14 protein-coding genes are annotated in these 13,205 nt (G+C 61.6%); 7 read left to right on the forward strand and 7 right to left on the reverse strand.

Going from position 1 to position 13,205, the window contains the following annotated elements; translation table 11 throughout:
• Positions 1-39 precede the first annotated feature (39 nt).
• From TRM7615_RS07695 to TRM7615_RS07710, 4 genes are read right to left on the reverse strand one after another with little or no spacing between them, the layout of a single operon-like run.
• On the reverse strand, positions 40-840 hold the full coding sequence (locus tag TRM7615_RS07695) for an enoyl-CoA hydratase family protein (protein WP_108786316.1): 801 nt from the start codon (positions 838-840) through the stop codon (positions 40-42).
• Positions 837-1,304 carry a MarR family winged helix-turn-helix transcriptional regulator gene (locus tag TRM7615_RS07700; protein ID WP_108786317.1) on the reverse strand — a complete coding sequence of 156 codons (468 nt, stop codon included), beginning with the start codon at positions 1,302-1,304 and terminating at the stop codon, positions 837-839. Before TRM7615_RS07700 ends, TRM7615_RS07695 begins: the two co-directional genes overlap by 4 nt.
• Complete coding sequence (locus TRM7615_RS07705) at positions 1,301-2,059, reverse strand: SDR family NAD(P)-dependent oxidoreductase (protein WP_108786318.1); 759 nt, start codon at positions 2,057-2,059, stop codon at positions 1,301-1,303. Before TRM7615_RS07705 ends, TRM7615_RS07700 begins: the two co-directional genes overlap by 4 nt.
• Positions 2,056-4,350: a bifunctional salicylyl-CoA 5-hydroxylase/oxidoreductase gene (locus TRM7615_RS07710; protein WP_108786319.1), complete on the reverse strand. Its 2,295-nt coding sequence runs from the start codon at positions 4,348-4,350 to the stop codon at positions 2,056-2,058. Before TRM7615_RS07710 ends, TRM7615_RS07705 begins: the two co-directional genes overlap by 4 nt.
• A gap of 130 nt (positions 4,351-4,480) precedes the next feature.
• Here TRM7615_RS07710 and TRM7615_RS07715 point away from each other — a divergent pair, with 130 nt between their 5' ends.
• From TRM7615_RS07715 to TRM7615_RS07745, 7 genes are all read left to right on the forward strand, one after another.
• Positions 4,481-5,254 (forward strand): hormone-sensitive lipase, encoded by a 774-nt coding sequence (locus tag TRM7615_RS07715; protein WP_108786320.1) that lies wholly within the window; start codon positions 4,481-4,483, stop codon positions 5,252-5,254.
• Between the two features lie 4 nt (positions 5,255-5,258).
• Positions 5,259-6,092, forward strand: a complete 834-nt coding sequence (locus TRM7615_RS07720; RefSeq protein WP_108786321.1) for a tryptophan 2,3-dioxygenase — start codon at positions 5,259-5,261, stop codon at positions 6,090-6,092.
• Positions 6,093-6,278: 186 nt separating this feature from the next.
• Entirely contained in the window at positions 6,279-7,160 is an 882-nt protein-coding gene (locus TRM7615_RS07725; RefSeq protein ID WP_108786322.1) for an FAD binding domain-containing protein, read from the forward strand.
• Positions 7,157-7,636, forward strand: a complete 480-nt coding sequence (locus TRM7615_RS07730; protein WP_108786323.1) for a (2Fe-2S)-binding protein — start codon at positions 7,157-7,159, stop codon at positions 7,634-7,636. Before TRM7615_RS07725 ends, TRM7615_RS07730 begins: the two co-directional genes overlap by 4 nt.
• Entirely contained in the window at positions 7,636-9,876 is a 2,241-nt protein-coding gene (locus tag TRM7615_RS07735) for a xanthine dehydrogenase family protein molybdopterin-binding subunit (RefSeq protein WP_108786324.1), read from the forward strand. Before TRM7615_RS07730 ends, TRM7615_RS07735 begins: the two co-directional genes overlap by 1 nt.
• Positions 9,869-10,114, forward strand: coding sequence for a MoaD/ThiS family protein (locus TRM7615_RS07740; protein ID WP_108786325.1), 246 nt, complete (start codon positions 9,869-9,871; stop codon positions 10,112-10,114). The genes TRM7615_RS07735 and TRM7615_RS07740 overlap by 8 nt, the downstream gene beginning before the upstream one ends.
• Positions 10,115-10,198: 84 nt before the next feature.
• Positions 10,199-10,759, forward strand: coding sequence for a hypothetical protein (locus tag TRM7615_RS07745; protein WP_108786326.1), 561 nt, complete (start codon positions 10,199-10,201; stop codon positions 10,757-10,759).
• Between the two features lie 147 nt (positions 10,760-10,906).
• Here the strand turns inward: TRM7615_RS07745 and TRM7615_RS07750 are convergent, their stop codons facing one another.
• The 3 genes from TRM7615_RS07750 to TRM7615_RS07760 are packed head-to-tail and all read right to left on the reverse strand — an operon-like array spanning position 10,907 to position 13,204.
• Positions 10,907-11,146: an NnrT protein gene (locus TRM7615_RS07750; protein WP_108786327.1), complete on the reverse strand. Its 240-nt coding sequence runs from the start codon at positions 11,144-11,146 to the stop codon at positions 10,907-10,909.
• Positions 11,143-11,316: a protein NnrT gene (locus TRM7615_RS07755; RefSeq protein ID WP_108786328.1), complete on the reverse strand. Its 174-nt coding sequence runs from the start codon at positions 11,314-11,316 to the stop codon at positions 11,143-11,145. The genes TRM7615_RS07750 and TRM7615_RS07755 overlap by 4 nt, the downstream gene beginning before the upstream one ends.
• A 1-nt stretch (position 11,317) precedes the next feature.
• The gene (locus TRM7615_RS07760; RefSeq protein ID WP_108786329.1) at positions 11,318-13,204 is read right to left on the reverse strand and encodes a nitric oxide reductase activation protein NorD; all 1,887 of its coding nucleotides are present in this window, start codon (positions 13,202-13,204) and stop codon (positions 11,318-11,320) included.
• Position 13,205 lies beyond the last annotated feature (1 nt).

Genomic DNA, 13,205 nt, shown 5'->3' on the forward strand with positions numbered 1-13,205 from the left:
GGCGGTCCCGCAGTCAGCCAAACACGCAATCTCATCGGTTCAATCCCCTTCAAACACAGGGCGTTCTTTCGCTACGAATGCCCGATAGGCGCGCTCGAAATCCCCGGTCTGCATGCAGATCGCCTGCGCCTGCGCCTCGGCCTCGATGGCTTGTTCGATCGACATGGACCATTCCTGCGCCAGCATCGTCTTGGTGATCATGTGACCAAAGTTTGGGCCGGCCGCGATCTGTTCGGCCAGTTTCAAAGCGGCACCATCCAGCTCCTCGGCTGGAACCACTTTGTTGTGAAAGCCCCAGGCCGCGCCCTCATCCGCCGACATCGACCGACCGGTGTACAGCAGGTCAGCCGTTCGTCCCTGACCGATGATCCGGGGCAGGATGGCACAGGCGCCCATGTCACAACCAGCAAGGCCAACACGGGTGAACAGAAACGCCACCTTTGCCTCGGGCGTGGCGATCCGCAGGTCGGACGCCATGGCGATGATTGCGCCGGCGCCCACGCAGATCCCGTCGATGGCGGCAATGATCGGCTTGCCGCAGTTCACCATCGCCTTGACCAGATCGCCGGTCATTCGGGTGAAGCGCAGCAGTTCCTTCATGTTCATCTTTGTCAGCGGCCCGATGATGTCATGCACATCCCCGCCCGAGCTGAAGTTGCCGCCGTTCGAGGCAAAGACCACCGCCTTGACGTCGTCATCGTAGTGCAAGTCGCGGAACCAGTCGCGCAACTCGGCATAGCTGTCAAAGGTCAGCGGGTTCTTGCGGTCGGGCCGGTCCAGTGAAATCGTGGCGATGCCGTCCGTGATGGAGCAATTGAAATGCGTCGTATCGGCGTTCATTGCGCCTCCTCCCTGATAATCCGGTCAAGCTGAAGGATCATGGCAGTGGCTTCCTCAGCCTCCAGCGCGCCCAACAGCTCATTCACCCAATGTTCGTGTTCCGATGCCTGTCGCGCGAACTCTTCAGCCCCCTTGCGGGTCAGGCGCACGCGGCTGGCGCGGCGGTCACCCGGGACGGCCTCGCGCAGCGCGATCCCGTCTTCGACCAACCGCTCGACGATGCCGGTGACATTGCCGTTCGACACCTTGAGCAGCCCCGAAAGCTCACTCATCTTCAGCCCTTCGGCGTGGCGGCTCAAAGCTGACATCACGTCGAAACGGGGTAGGGTCGAGGCGAATTCGGTCCGCAAGGCTTCACGCAGATCAGCCTCGACCGAGCGGGTCACCTTGAGCAGTTTCAGCCACAACCGCAGGCGGGCCTTGCTGTCGGGTTCGGGGGTCATTTCGGGATCGGGGGATGTCATACTTCACCTCCGCTAAGGTTCAGGGTGTGGCCGTTGACCGAGCGTGCGGCGTCAGAGCAAAGCCAGAGCGCGGTACCCGCAACCTCATCCGTTTGAATGAACCGCTGCTGCGGGTTCGATTTGTAGAGCGTTTTGGCGGCTTGCTCGGCACTCATCCCGGTCTTGTCCACGATGTTCTGGATCGAGCGATCCAGCAAGGGGGTCTCGATAAAACCGGGGCAGATGGCGTTGACGGTTATCCCCGCCTGAGCCAGTTCCAGCGCCAACGCGCGCGTCAGCCCAACAACGCCATGTTTGGCCGCGACATAGCCCGAGACATAAGGGTAACCCTTGAGCCCTGCAGTGGAGGCGACGGCGATCATGCGGCCCCAGCCGTTCGCTTTCATGTCCGGAAGAGCGGCTTGCCAGGTGTTGAAGACGCCGGTCAAGTTGACCTGAAGCATCGCCGTCAACTGCTCGGTTTTCATCTTGGCAAAGGACACGCTGTCAGCCGCGCCCGCGTTGGCGATGGCCACCGCAACCGGCCCATTTAATCCGCGCGCTTGGGTGAAGGCCGCGCGCATGGCCTCTGCGTCTGTCACGTCGCAAGTGATCCAGCCGATGAACTTGTGTTGCTTTGCAACCTCGCGCAGTGGCCCCTCGCGGCGGCCCAAAATGGTGACCTGGGCTCCGGCATGGGCCATCGCTTGCGCGATTTCGGCACCAACGCCGGTACCGCCGCCGGTTACGACGACATGTTTGTCCTCGACACTCACGCGCGGATCTCCGCCTCGGCTTCGCGGTCTGCCAGGCGCCAGGCCTGATCGCGACCGGCGAGATAGGGCAGGGGCCAATCGGCATGGCGGTCGCCGATGCGCGCGGCCTCGTGCAGGGTCCAATACGGATCGGCCAGATGCGGACGACCGACGCAGATCAGGTCGGCCCGCCCCGCCATCAGGATCGAATTCGCATGATCCGCCTCATAGATGTTGCCAACGGCCATGGTTGCAATTCCGGCCTCGTTGCGGATGCGATCAGAGAAAGGTGTCTGGAACATGCGGCCATAGACGGGCTGCGCCTCGGTGGTGGTCTGACCGGCCGAAACGTCGATGATGTCGGCACCTGCCGCACGGAACAGGCGTGCGATTTCGACCGCGTCTTCCGGCGTCACGCCAGCCTCACCCACCCAGTCGTTGGCGGATATGCGCACCGACATCGGTTTCGACTCGGGCCAGGCAGCGCGCATGGCGGTGAACACTTCAAGCGGATAGCGCATGCGGTTGTCCAGCGATCCGCCGTAGTCATCGATACGGATGTTCGATACCGGCGAGATAAATGACGAGATCAGATAGCCGTGCGCCGCGTGCAGTTCGATCATGTCGAACCCGGCGCGATTTGCCATTTCCGCCGCTGCGACAAATTCATTCCGCACGCGGTCCATATCTTCGCGCGTCATTTCGCGGGGGGAGGCGTTGTCATCGGACCAGGGCAGGGCTGACGCCGACATGATCTCCCAGTTTCCACTGTTCAAAGGCGCGTCCATCTTTTCCCACCCCAGCTGGGTTGATCCCTTGCGCCCCGAATGGCCGATCTGACAGCAGATCTTGGCCGGGGTGTGGTCGTGTACGTAACTGGTGAGACGCGCCCAAGCGGCCTCATGCTCCGGCGTATAGAGGCCAGGGCAACCCGGTGTGATCCGCCCCTCGGCCGAGACACAGGTCATTTCGGTATAGACCAGTCCCGCGCCACCCTTGGCGCGTTCGCCATAGTGCACCAGATGCCAGTCGGTCGGGGCGCCATCCGCGGCCTTGTATTGCGCCATGGGTGAGACGACGATGCGATTTTGCAGCTCCATGTCGCGCAAACGGTAAGGGGCAAACATCGGCGCGCGGACCGGTTCAGCTTCACCTCCTGCGCGGGTTTGAAACCAGCCTTCGGCAGACTTAAGCCATTCTGCATCGCGGAGGCGCAGGTTCTCGTGGCTAATGCGCTGTGAACGGGTCAGCAGCGAATAGTTGAACTGCACCGGGTCCATGTCGAGATAACGTTCGACCTGCTCGAACCATTCCAGTGAGTTGCGCGCCGCCGACTGCAGGCGCAGCACATCGAGGCGGCGTTCGTCCTGATAGCGGACAAAGGCCTGCTCGAGGGTTGGTTCCGAATGTAGGAATGTGGCCAGCGAAATGGCGCTGTCAAAGGCCAGACGCGAGCCTGAGCCGATCGAGAAATGCGCTGTTGCTGCCGCGTCCCCCATCAGCACCACGTTCTCGTGGTGCCACTTCTCGCACAGCACGCGGGGGAAGTTGATCCAGACCGCCGAACCGCGCAGGTGGTTGGCATTCGACATGAGGCGATGACCATCCAGGTGATCGGCAAAAATGCGTTCGCAGGTGGCGACGCTTTCCTCTTTCGACATGTGCTCGAACCCGAAAGCGTCCCATGTCTCTTGGCTGCATTCGACGATCACTGTCGCGGTTTCATCGTCGAACTGATAGGCGTGGACCCAGACCCATCCGTGCTCGGTCTTTTCAAAGATGAACGTAAAGGCGTCGTCGAATTTCTGGTGCGTGCCCAGCCAGATGAACTTGCATTCGCGGGTGTCGACGTCGGGCTTGAAATGCTCGGCCATGTCGCTGCGCACGCGCGAGTTCAGTCCGTCACAAGCCACCACCAGATCATAGTCGGCCTGGTATTCGGCAATTGGGCGGGCCTCGGTCTCATACTGCAGATCAACACCCAGCTCACGGGCGCGCTCTTGCAGCAAAAGCAACATCTTCTTGCGACCGATCCCGGCAAAGCCGTGGCCGCCCGACACCGTGCGCACGCCGTCATGCACCACGGCGATGTCATCCCAATAGGCAAAGTTGGCTCGGATCGCCTCGGCGCTTTTGGGGTCGTTGGTGGTCAGGTTCCCCAGCGCGTCATCGCTGAGCACCACGCCCCAGCCAAAGGTGTCGTCACCCTTGTTGCGTTCGATCACTGTCACCTCGTGGGCGGGATCGCGCAGCTTCATCGAGATCGCAAAGTAGAGCCCGGCAGGCCCGCCCCCAATACATGCAACGCGCATCGATTCCCTCCCGCAAACGGTTTTGTTGGGGGTTACGATACCCCGACTGCGAATTATTTCAAGCATAAACCTTTAAGCTTGAAATAAGTGACTCACGAGAATAGGCTGTTTCCAAGACAGGGAGGATCACATGATCGACTGGGATGATGCCTTTGACAATTCCGGCTATGTTGCGGGCTCTGACAAGCTGGCTGCAACCTGGGCGGCACAGGCAGAAACTTATCGCGAAACAAGAGGCGAGATTGATCTGCCCTATGGTGATGGCGCCCGCAATCGGTTTGATCTGTTTCGGCCTGAGGGCACGCCGAAAGGCCTGATCGTCTTTGTTCATGGCGGTTACTGGCAGATGCTGGACAAGAGCTATTGGTCCCATTTCGCCGCCGGTCCCCTATCGCACGGATGGGCTTTGGCGATCCCCAGTTACACTTTGGCTCCGCAAGCTCGACTGTCGCAGATGGTGGCCGAAATCGCGACGGCCACCTCGGAGGCCGCAGGCATGGTTGACGGTCCGGTGCGCCTGATCGGCCATTCGGCGGGCGGGCATCTGGTGTCGCGTATGGCGTGCGCGGATGGCCCTGGGCCAGACCGGCTGGACCGGGTGATTTCGGTCAGCGGAATCCATGACTTGCGCCCCCTGCTGTGGACCAAGATGAACAACACCCTGCATCTTGATGCATCCGAGGCCGAAGCGCAGAGCCCGGCCTTGTTGCCCAAGCGCGCTGGTTTGGATGTGACCGCCTGGGTCGGCGCGCTTGAGCGCCCGGAGCTTGTGCGCCAGACCCGCGTCCTGTCAGAACACTGGCAGGTTCCGAACGTTTTTGAACCGGATCAGCACCATTTCTCGGTGGTCGAGGCCATTGGCCGTCCGGGTTCCCCCCTTCTTACTGAATTGCTCAAGGATTGATGCCATGACACAGGCCTATGACCCCAGCCAGGACGGCGCAAAAATGTCCTATGCCAAGGACATGAGCTATGGCGATTATCTGCATATGGATCAGCTTCTGGCCACGCATGAGTTGCATTCCGACGCCCATGACGAGCTGCTGTTCATCATCCAGCACCAGACGTCCGAGCTGTGGATGCGGTTGGTACTGCACGAAATCGCTGCGGCGCGTGAATTGCTGAAGGGCGATGACTTCCGGCCCGCATTCAAGATGCTGACACGGGTGGCGCGCATCTTTGATCAGCTGAACTCGGCCTGGGACGTGCTGCGCACCATGACGCCAAGTGATTACACCACGTTCCGCGAGGCGCTGGGCAATTCGTCAGGTTTTCAGTCGCATCAATACCGGCTGATCGAATTCTCCTTGGGCAATCGCAATCCGGCGATGATGAAAGTGCACGAACACCGGCCGGAATCGCACCTGATGCTGGCGGATGAATTGGCGCGCAAATCGCTCTATCACGTGGCGTTGGATGCCCTGTCTGCCAAAACCGGGATTGTCTTTGACCCGCAGGCGTTCCGCCTGGATGCACCGCATGTATCCGACCCCGAAGTGCAACGCGCCTGGACGATGGTCTATGAGGACCCAAAAACCTATTGGGACCTTTACGAACTGGCCGAAAAACTGGTCGATCTCGAAGATTACTTCCGCCGCTGGCGCTTCAACCACGTCACAACTGTTGAACGGGTGATCGGGTTCAAGCGGGGCACAGGCGGCACCAGCGGAGTGCAGTACCTGCGCCGCATGCTTGAGGTCGAGTTGTTTCCTGAACTTTGGCACCTGCGCGGGGATTTGTAAGGCCCAGCCTTTCATTTTTCCGAGCTTAAAACGGGGTTTTTATTCAAACCCCAATAGAGCATGGCCAAAAGCGACATTCAGAGTTTGATCAAAGTGTCGCTACTGGCCATGGACCTACCTGAGTTGCTGTTCTAACGTCGCCTCAAACCACCCAGTCAATTCCTGACCAACAGGTGCGAGGTAAATATGAACTATCACAGCCCTGCCAGTTTTGCCGAAGCCTCGGCTCTGGCTGAAAACGCAGATGGCGTGACGCGGTTTCTTGCGGGCGGGACGGATGTCCTGGTGCAGCTGCGCGCGGATATCGTCACCCCAGACACACTTATCGACATCAAGAAGATTGATGGCGTCAGCGACATCACCCAGAACGATGACGGCAGCTGGACGCTTGGCGTGGCCGTCACCGGCGCCGAGATGACCGAGCATGCCAGCCTGTCGCGGGACTGGCCCGGTGTGGTCGAGGCGATGGACCTTGTGGGCTCGACCCAGGTACAGGGCCGCGCCACATTGACCGGCAACCTGTGCAACGGGTCACCCGCGGCAGACAGCGTTCCGGCGATGGTCGCTGCTGGTGTGACGGTCACCGTCACCGGTGCGGATGGCAGCCGCGAGGTTGCGGTTGGGGACATCCCCACTGGCCCCGGGCGCACGTCACTTGCCAAGGGCGAGCTGGTGTCGGCCGTAAACATCCCGGCACGCGGCGACAACGCAGGCGACGCTTATCTGCGTTTTATCCCGCGCACCGAAATGGACATCGCGGTTGTCGGCGTGGCTGTTTCGTTGCGATTGGACGGCGACACCGTGACCGAAGCACGCGTATCTTTGGGCGCTGTGGCACCGACCGTTTTGTTGGTGCAAGAGTGCGCCGATGCAATCATCGGCTCGACGCTGGATGATGCGGCGTTGGACGCGCTGGCAGCAGCGGCTTCGGCCGCGTGCAACCCGATCACCGACAAACGCGGCACCGTCGAGTTCCGCACAGATGTGGCCGGTGTTCTGGCCAAACGCGCGGCGAAAATCGCCTATGCCCGTGCCAAGGGCGAGACCGTGAAAGGAGATCACGCATGAGCAAGATCCACGTCACAACAACAGTGAACGGCGACGAGACCGAGTTCCTGTGCGATCCGCGCGAAACGCTCCTCGACGTGCTGCGCGACAGGTTGAACCTGACTGGCGCAAAAGAGGGCTGTGGCACCGGCGACTGTGGGGCCTGTTCGGTCACCATCGATGGTCGTCTGGTTTGTTCCTGCCTGGTGCTGGGGGCCGAAGCCGAGGGCAAAGAGATCGCCACGGTCGAAGGCATCGCCGAGGGTGACACGCTGCACCCGTTGCAGCGCAAGTTCATCGAACACGCTGCTTTGCAATGCGGTATCTGCACGCCAGGTATCTTGGTGGCGGCCAAGTCGCTGTTGGAAAAGAACCCGAACCCGACCGAGACCGAAGTTCGCTATTGGCTGGCCGGCAACCTGTGCCGGTGCACCGGCTATGACAAGATCATTCGCGCCGTTATGGACGCGGCCACTGAAATGCGGGAGGCGTCGTAATGGCTCTGGACGATCGTAAATCCGACTTCACTTTTGTGGGCACACGCCCCGACCGCCCCGATGGGCTGGATAAAGTCACTGGTCGCGCCAAGTTTGGCGCCGACGCCGTGGCCCCGGGGATGCTGTTTGGTGCCATCGTGCGTTCGCCCCATGCCCATGCCCGGATCGTGAAAATCGACACGTCCAAGGCTGAGGCCATGAAGGGCGTCAAAGCTGTGGTGACCCGCGCCGATTTCGCCACTGGCCTGACCGGCGAGTTCTGGAACGTGCAGGAAAACGTCATGGCGGGCGATACCGCGCTTTATGACGGCCACGCGGTGGCGGCTGTGGCTGCAACCTCGGCCCTGGACGCGCGCGACGCGGCCAAGCTGATCGAGGTCGAGTACGAAGTGCTGCCGCACGTCACTGATGTGGACAAGGCGATGGCCGCCGATGCTCCGGTGATCCGCGACGGCACCGCCGATGGCTCGGTTCCCGAGGGGATGCACCCGAACGTCGTGCGCTATCACGAGAGCGGTCACGGTGATGTTGCGGCAGGCTTTGCTGAGGCTGATCTGGTGATCGAGGACAGTTTCAAGACCGAAGCCACCCACCAAGGCTATATCGAACCCCATGCCTGTCTGGCCTCGCTTGGCGCGGACGGCAAGGGAGAGTTGTGGTGCACCACGCAAGGGCACTGGTATGCCCAAAAACACTGTGCCGCCCTCTTGGGTATCGAAACCTCGCAGTTGCGCGTAACCGCATCGGAAATCGGCGGCGGCTTTGGCGGCAAAACCACTGTGTTCATCGAGCCGGTTGCACTGGCCCTGTCGCGCAAAGCCAATCGTCCGGTGAAATTGGTGATGAGCCGGTCCGAGGTGCTGCGCGCCACCGGTCCGACCTCATCGACCTCGATGGACGTCAAGATCGGCATGAAAAAGGACGGCACCATCACCGCCGCCGAAGGGGTGTTCCGCCTGCAGGGCGGCGCCTTCCCTGGTGCGCCGATGGAATTCACCGCCATGTGCGCCTTTGCGCCTTACGCGTTGGAGAACGTCCGACAGGTGGGGTACGACGTCATCGCCAACCGTCCGAAACAGGCCGCATACCGTGCGCCGGGTTCGCCCATGGCGGCCTTTGCGGTGGAATCGGTCATCGACCTGCTGTGTCAGGAACTGGATTTGGACCCGGTCGAGGTGCGTCTGAAGAACGCCTCGAAAAAAGGCACCAAAGCCAGCTATGGCCCGCGCTTTGACGACATCGGCCTGGTCGAATGTCTGGAAGCAGCACGCGATCATCCGCATTACTCGGCCCCGCTGGAGCAGGGACAGGGACGTGGGATTTCCTGCGGCTTCTGGTTTAACCACGGCGGCGAAACCTCGGTATCGCTGGCGCTGAGCGAAGATGGCACCGTTCAGGTCTCGGTCGGCACGCCCGACATCGGCGGCAGCCGCGCGTCCATGGCGCTGATGGCGTCGGAAACGCTGGGTATTCCGTACGAGAACATCCGCGTGACTATCGCTGACACCGCGACATTGGGCTACAACGACGTCAGCCACGGCTCGCGCGTGACCTATGCGTCTGGTCTTGCCACCATCAAGGCGGCGCAGGCGGCGATTGCCGAGATGTGTAAACGCGCTGCGGCCAAGTGGGGCATCCCCGAGGATGCCGTGAAGTGGGAAGACGGCTGTGCGGTGCCGTCAGGGCCAAACGCGGGCGACTTTGAGCCGTTAGCGATGGCTGACATCACGGCCGACATGGGCGCCACAGGCGGTCCGATCTCGGGCCATTTCGAAGCCACGCCCGAAGGGGCTGGCGTGTCGTTTGGCGTGCATATCGTGGACGCACAGGTGGACCCGGAAACCGGCAAGACCTCGATCCCGCGCTACACGGTTATTCAGGACGCCGGCAAAGCGGTTCACCCGGCCTATGTCGAGGGTCAATTCCAAGGCGGTGCCGCACAAGGCATCGGTTGGGCGCTGAACGAGGAATACATCTATGGCGAAGATGGGCGTCTGCAGAACGCCGTGTTCCTTGACTATCGCATTCCCGTCGCTTCGGACCTGCCGATGATCGACACAGTGATCGTCGAGGTTCCCAACCCCGGCCACCCCTACGGTGTGCGCGGTGTAGGCGAGACCGGCATCGTGCCTCCCTTGGCGGCCATTGCCAACGCGGTGTCGCGTGCGGCTGGCGTTCGGATGCACGAGCTGCCGATGTCGCCGCCCCGCATTCTGGCGGCGCTCAAAGCGGATGGTTGAGGTCAACCTCTGGTCCGGTCTGCGCAGTCTGACCGGCGGCAAACAGGTGGTGGAGGTCGAGGCCTCCACCGTCGGCGAGGTCCTGTCGGGCCTCGTCAAAGCCTATCCACAACTGAAGGGCCCGATCGATGCGGGTGTCTCGGTGGCCGTGGATGGGCGCATCATCGCCAGCGGATTGACCGAGCCGGTCAGCGCCGACAGCGAGGTCTATCTGATGCAGCGGCTCAAGGGCGGGTGATGCAACGGGCGCGACTTGTGGTTTGTTCCCAAGGCGGCTAGAGCAACGACCTGCACGTCATGACCGAACCGATCCCAGGCCCCCATGCCCATTCCACGACATTTTCTATTGCTGGTGGTTGCCTTGCTGGTGTCGGGTACATCTGCGCAGGCCCAACAGGATCACGCGCTGACGGTCGACAGCCTGTCCGTCTTGCACGACGGTCGTGTTCTTGTCCGCTATGACTTGCAAAATAGGCAGGAACGCCCGGTTTGCTTGCCTGCCCAAGGCGGGACGCCGCAGGTGTTTGTCGAACAGTTCAGTGCAACCGACAACTTGCCGATGGCCCGGTCGGACGCAGGGGTGACCGGGGTCGAGCGTTTTCGTAGCCCATACCTGTGGCTGGAACCGGGGCAGGCGGTCTCGTCCAGCGTGATCTATTCTGCCCATGAGTTTTCGGGGTTTGGTCAGGGCGAGGGGCAACTGGTCCGACCGCCCCGGGTCGAGCGGGATCCGTTGTTTGTCATTCTGTCTGTGCCGCTGCGAAACTGCCCGCTGTTTCGGCACAACGGAAACCTGACATTCAATGGAACATGGCATGTGACTCGCGTGGTAAGGTCGTTGCCGTCTCGGGTGTTCAGCTTGCTGCGGCCTGGTCGCTATTGATTTTGCAATCCTTTGACGCCTGAGGTGGTGGCGGCAGTGCAGGTGGGAACCAAAAGCTGCACTAACCCCGCAACCAGGTCATGGCCGACGCAGTTGTCGAAGCGGTCATCCGGGGCATCCATGGGGTGTGCCGGGATGGGAACGAGTTTACTTGGTCGTTCTGTCGTCTGCGACATCCATCAGATGCCTGATATGACGGGCAAAAAACCAGGTCGCAGGCGCGCCAATGAGGCATCCAACCCCAATGGACCAGCCCGTTGACAGCACAGGCAGGCCGATCCAGCTGAAGATCAACGACGCAAAGAACACGTTCACTGCCATAGCACCTGCCCCCAATGGATAAAGGAGCAAGGTGATACGCACCACGGACCGGTCGCGTTGGTTCATCGTCTGGACACCAGCCAATGCACGGCCGCCAAGGCCAAAAGCAGAGCGATGCTGCCAGCAGCAAACCAGAATTCAGCGGTTGCCGATTGGGCCTGCGGAATCGGGCGGTCAAAGCTGGCGGCCCATGCGGGCGAGGCCAAAACGAACAGCAGTAGCGAGAGTTTCCGCATGTCAGGTCTCCTTTGTCAGGGTGCGGTAGATTTCGGGCAAGGCGCGGGTCAGCCGCTCGGGGTTGGGCAATAGGGTAAAACCGCCACGGCCAAAGATGCGGGCAAACCAGTCCTGGCCATCCTCATCAATGATGACGCCGTGCAGGCTCAACCCATTGCGGCGTGCCTCGCGCACGGCCATGTGGCTGTCTTCGATGCCGTGCTGGCCTTCGTAGTGGTCCAGATCGTTGGGCTTGCCGTCGGTCAGGACGATCAGCAGCTTGTGGGCCGAGGGCTCATTGGCCAGCTGTGCGCTGACGTGGCGAATGGCGGCACCCAGTCGTGTATAGTGCCCGGGGCGTAGTGCACCGATGTTGGCGGTGGTGTCGGCGTTCAGTGGCGCGTCAAAGGCTTTGCACTTGGTCAGGAACACCCGATCACGTCGGAGCGAGGAAAAGCCCCAGATGCCCAGCCGGTCCCCGGCAGCATCAATCCCGGCAGCAAGGGCAGCCATGGCTTCGCGGGCCACTTCGATCACGGATGTGTCGCCGATGGCAGCCTCGGTCGAGCGGGAATTGTCGATCAGAAAGGCCACCGACAAATCGCGATCCGTTTGCCGCAAAGCCTGCCAGATACGATCCGAACCACGCCCCGTGGCGACCAGATCGGCCCGTGCTGTCAGCAGGGCGTCGAGATCCAGCTCTGACCCGTCCACCTGTCGCGGTTGCAATATGCGGCGGGGGCGCAGCGCCTCGAATTGACGTCGCACCTCGCGGACGCGGCGTTCGTTGGGATGGAACGGGTGCCTGTCATCCGGCTGCGCCGGGGCCTCGAGCACGCGGCAATGCCCGTCCATGTAGCTGCGGGACCGGTGGTTCCACTCGGGGTATGTGAATTCGCCTGCCAGTGCTTCGTGATCGGCGTCGGCGGGCGACAGATCCAGATGCAGCCGCAGCCGGGTTGCGGCCTTGCGGTCGTGTTTGGACAGGGTGATCTGGTCCTGATCGTCGGCTGCTTTCTGTGCGTTCTCGTCGTCGTCATCATCGACGCTGCGGTTGATATTCATCGACTCGACCCAGGACAGGATCGATTCAAAGCGGTGGATGATAAAGCTGTCCTTGCGGTTCTGTTGGTCCTGATCCTTGCGCTCACCCAGCTTGCGGTGGGTGTGGGCCGCGTTCGGGGGCGGAGCGACGGGATCGGCCTGCTCGTCCGTGGCCGCAGCTCCGGACCCCGGCTTGGCGTACCGCAGCCAGATGGGAACCGGGGCAAAGGGTTTGTAGCCGCGTGGATTCTGATCGGATTGCAGGTTTGCCGAGGCACCGCAAAGTTGATCGCAAACTGCTTTTTCGACGGTAGCTTCCAGCCCCGATCGGATCACTTGTGGCCGGGTATCGGCGCAGTGACGCACCATTTCAGCATGGGGATCCCGCAATCCTGGACAACGTTTGAACGCACGGTCGGCCGCTGTGGCATTTGACTGAATTTGCGCCGCATCCAGAGCGGGACCATCCTCAGGAAGGTCCATTTCAGAAAGCTGACTAACTGCAGCCTGTGCCGTCAGCCAGAAATACGCAGCCCGGTTCAGACGTGCCTCGGGGAAAGCGGCGATGGCAGGCGGCAGCGACAGACGCTCGCCATCATAGCTGGCGACCCATTCCCGGTCCCGCTCGGCCCCCAGAGCGCGACGCATGGGGCGACGATGGCGCACCAGAGTGGCAGGAGCCTCGGTCAGTTCCACCCCCTTGGCGCCGCCCAAGGCGCGAAACAGCACGGAAAGGCTGGAGCGCACCGAAGCAAGCATGACCGCTGCCTCTGGGTGGCTTTCGCCCAAGGCGATGCCGCTGGCCATGTCGTGCCACAGGTTGCCGACCGCCTCTTCGGGCTCCATCAGATCCAAAAGTCGCATC

It is taken from the genome of Falsiruegeria mediterranea M17 (genome assembly GCF_900302455.1).
GTDB classification, from domain to species: Bacteria; Pseudomonadota; Alphaproteobacteria; order Rhodobacterales; family Rhodobacteraceae; genus Falsiruegeria; species Falsiruegeria mediterranea.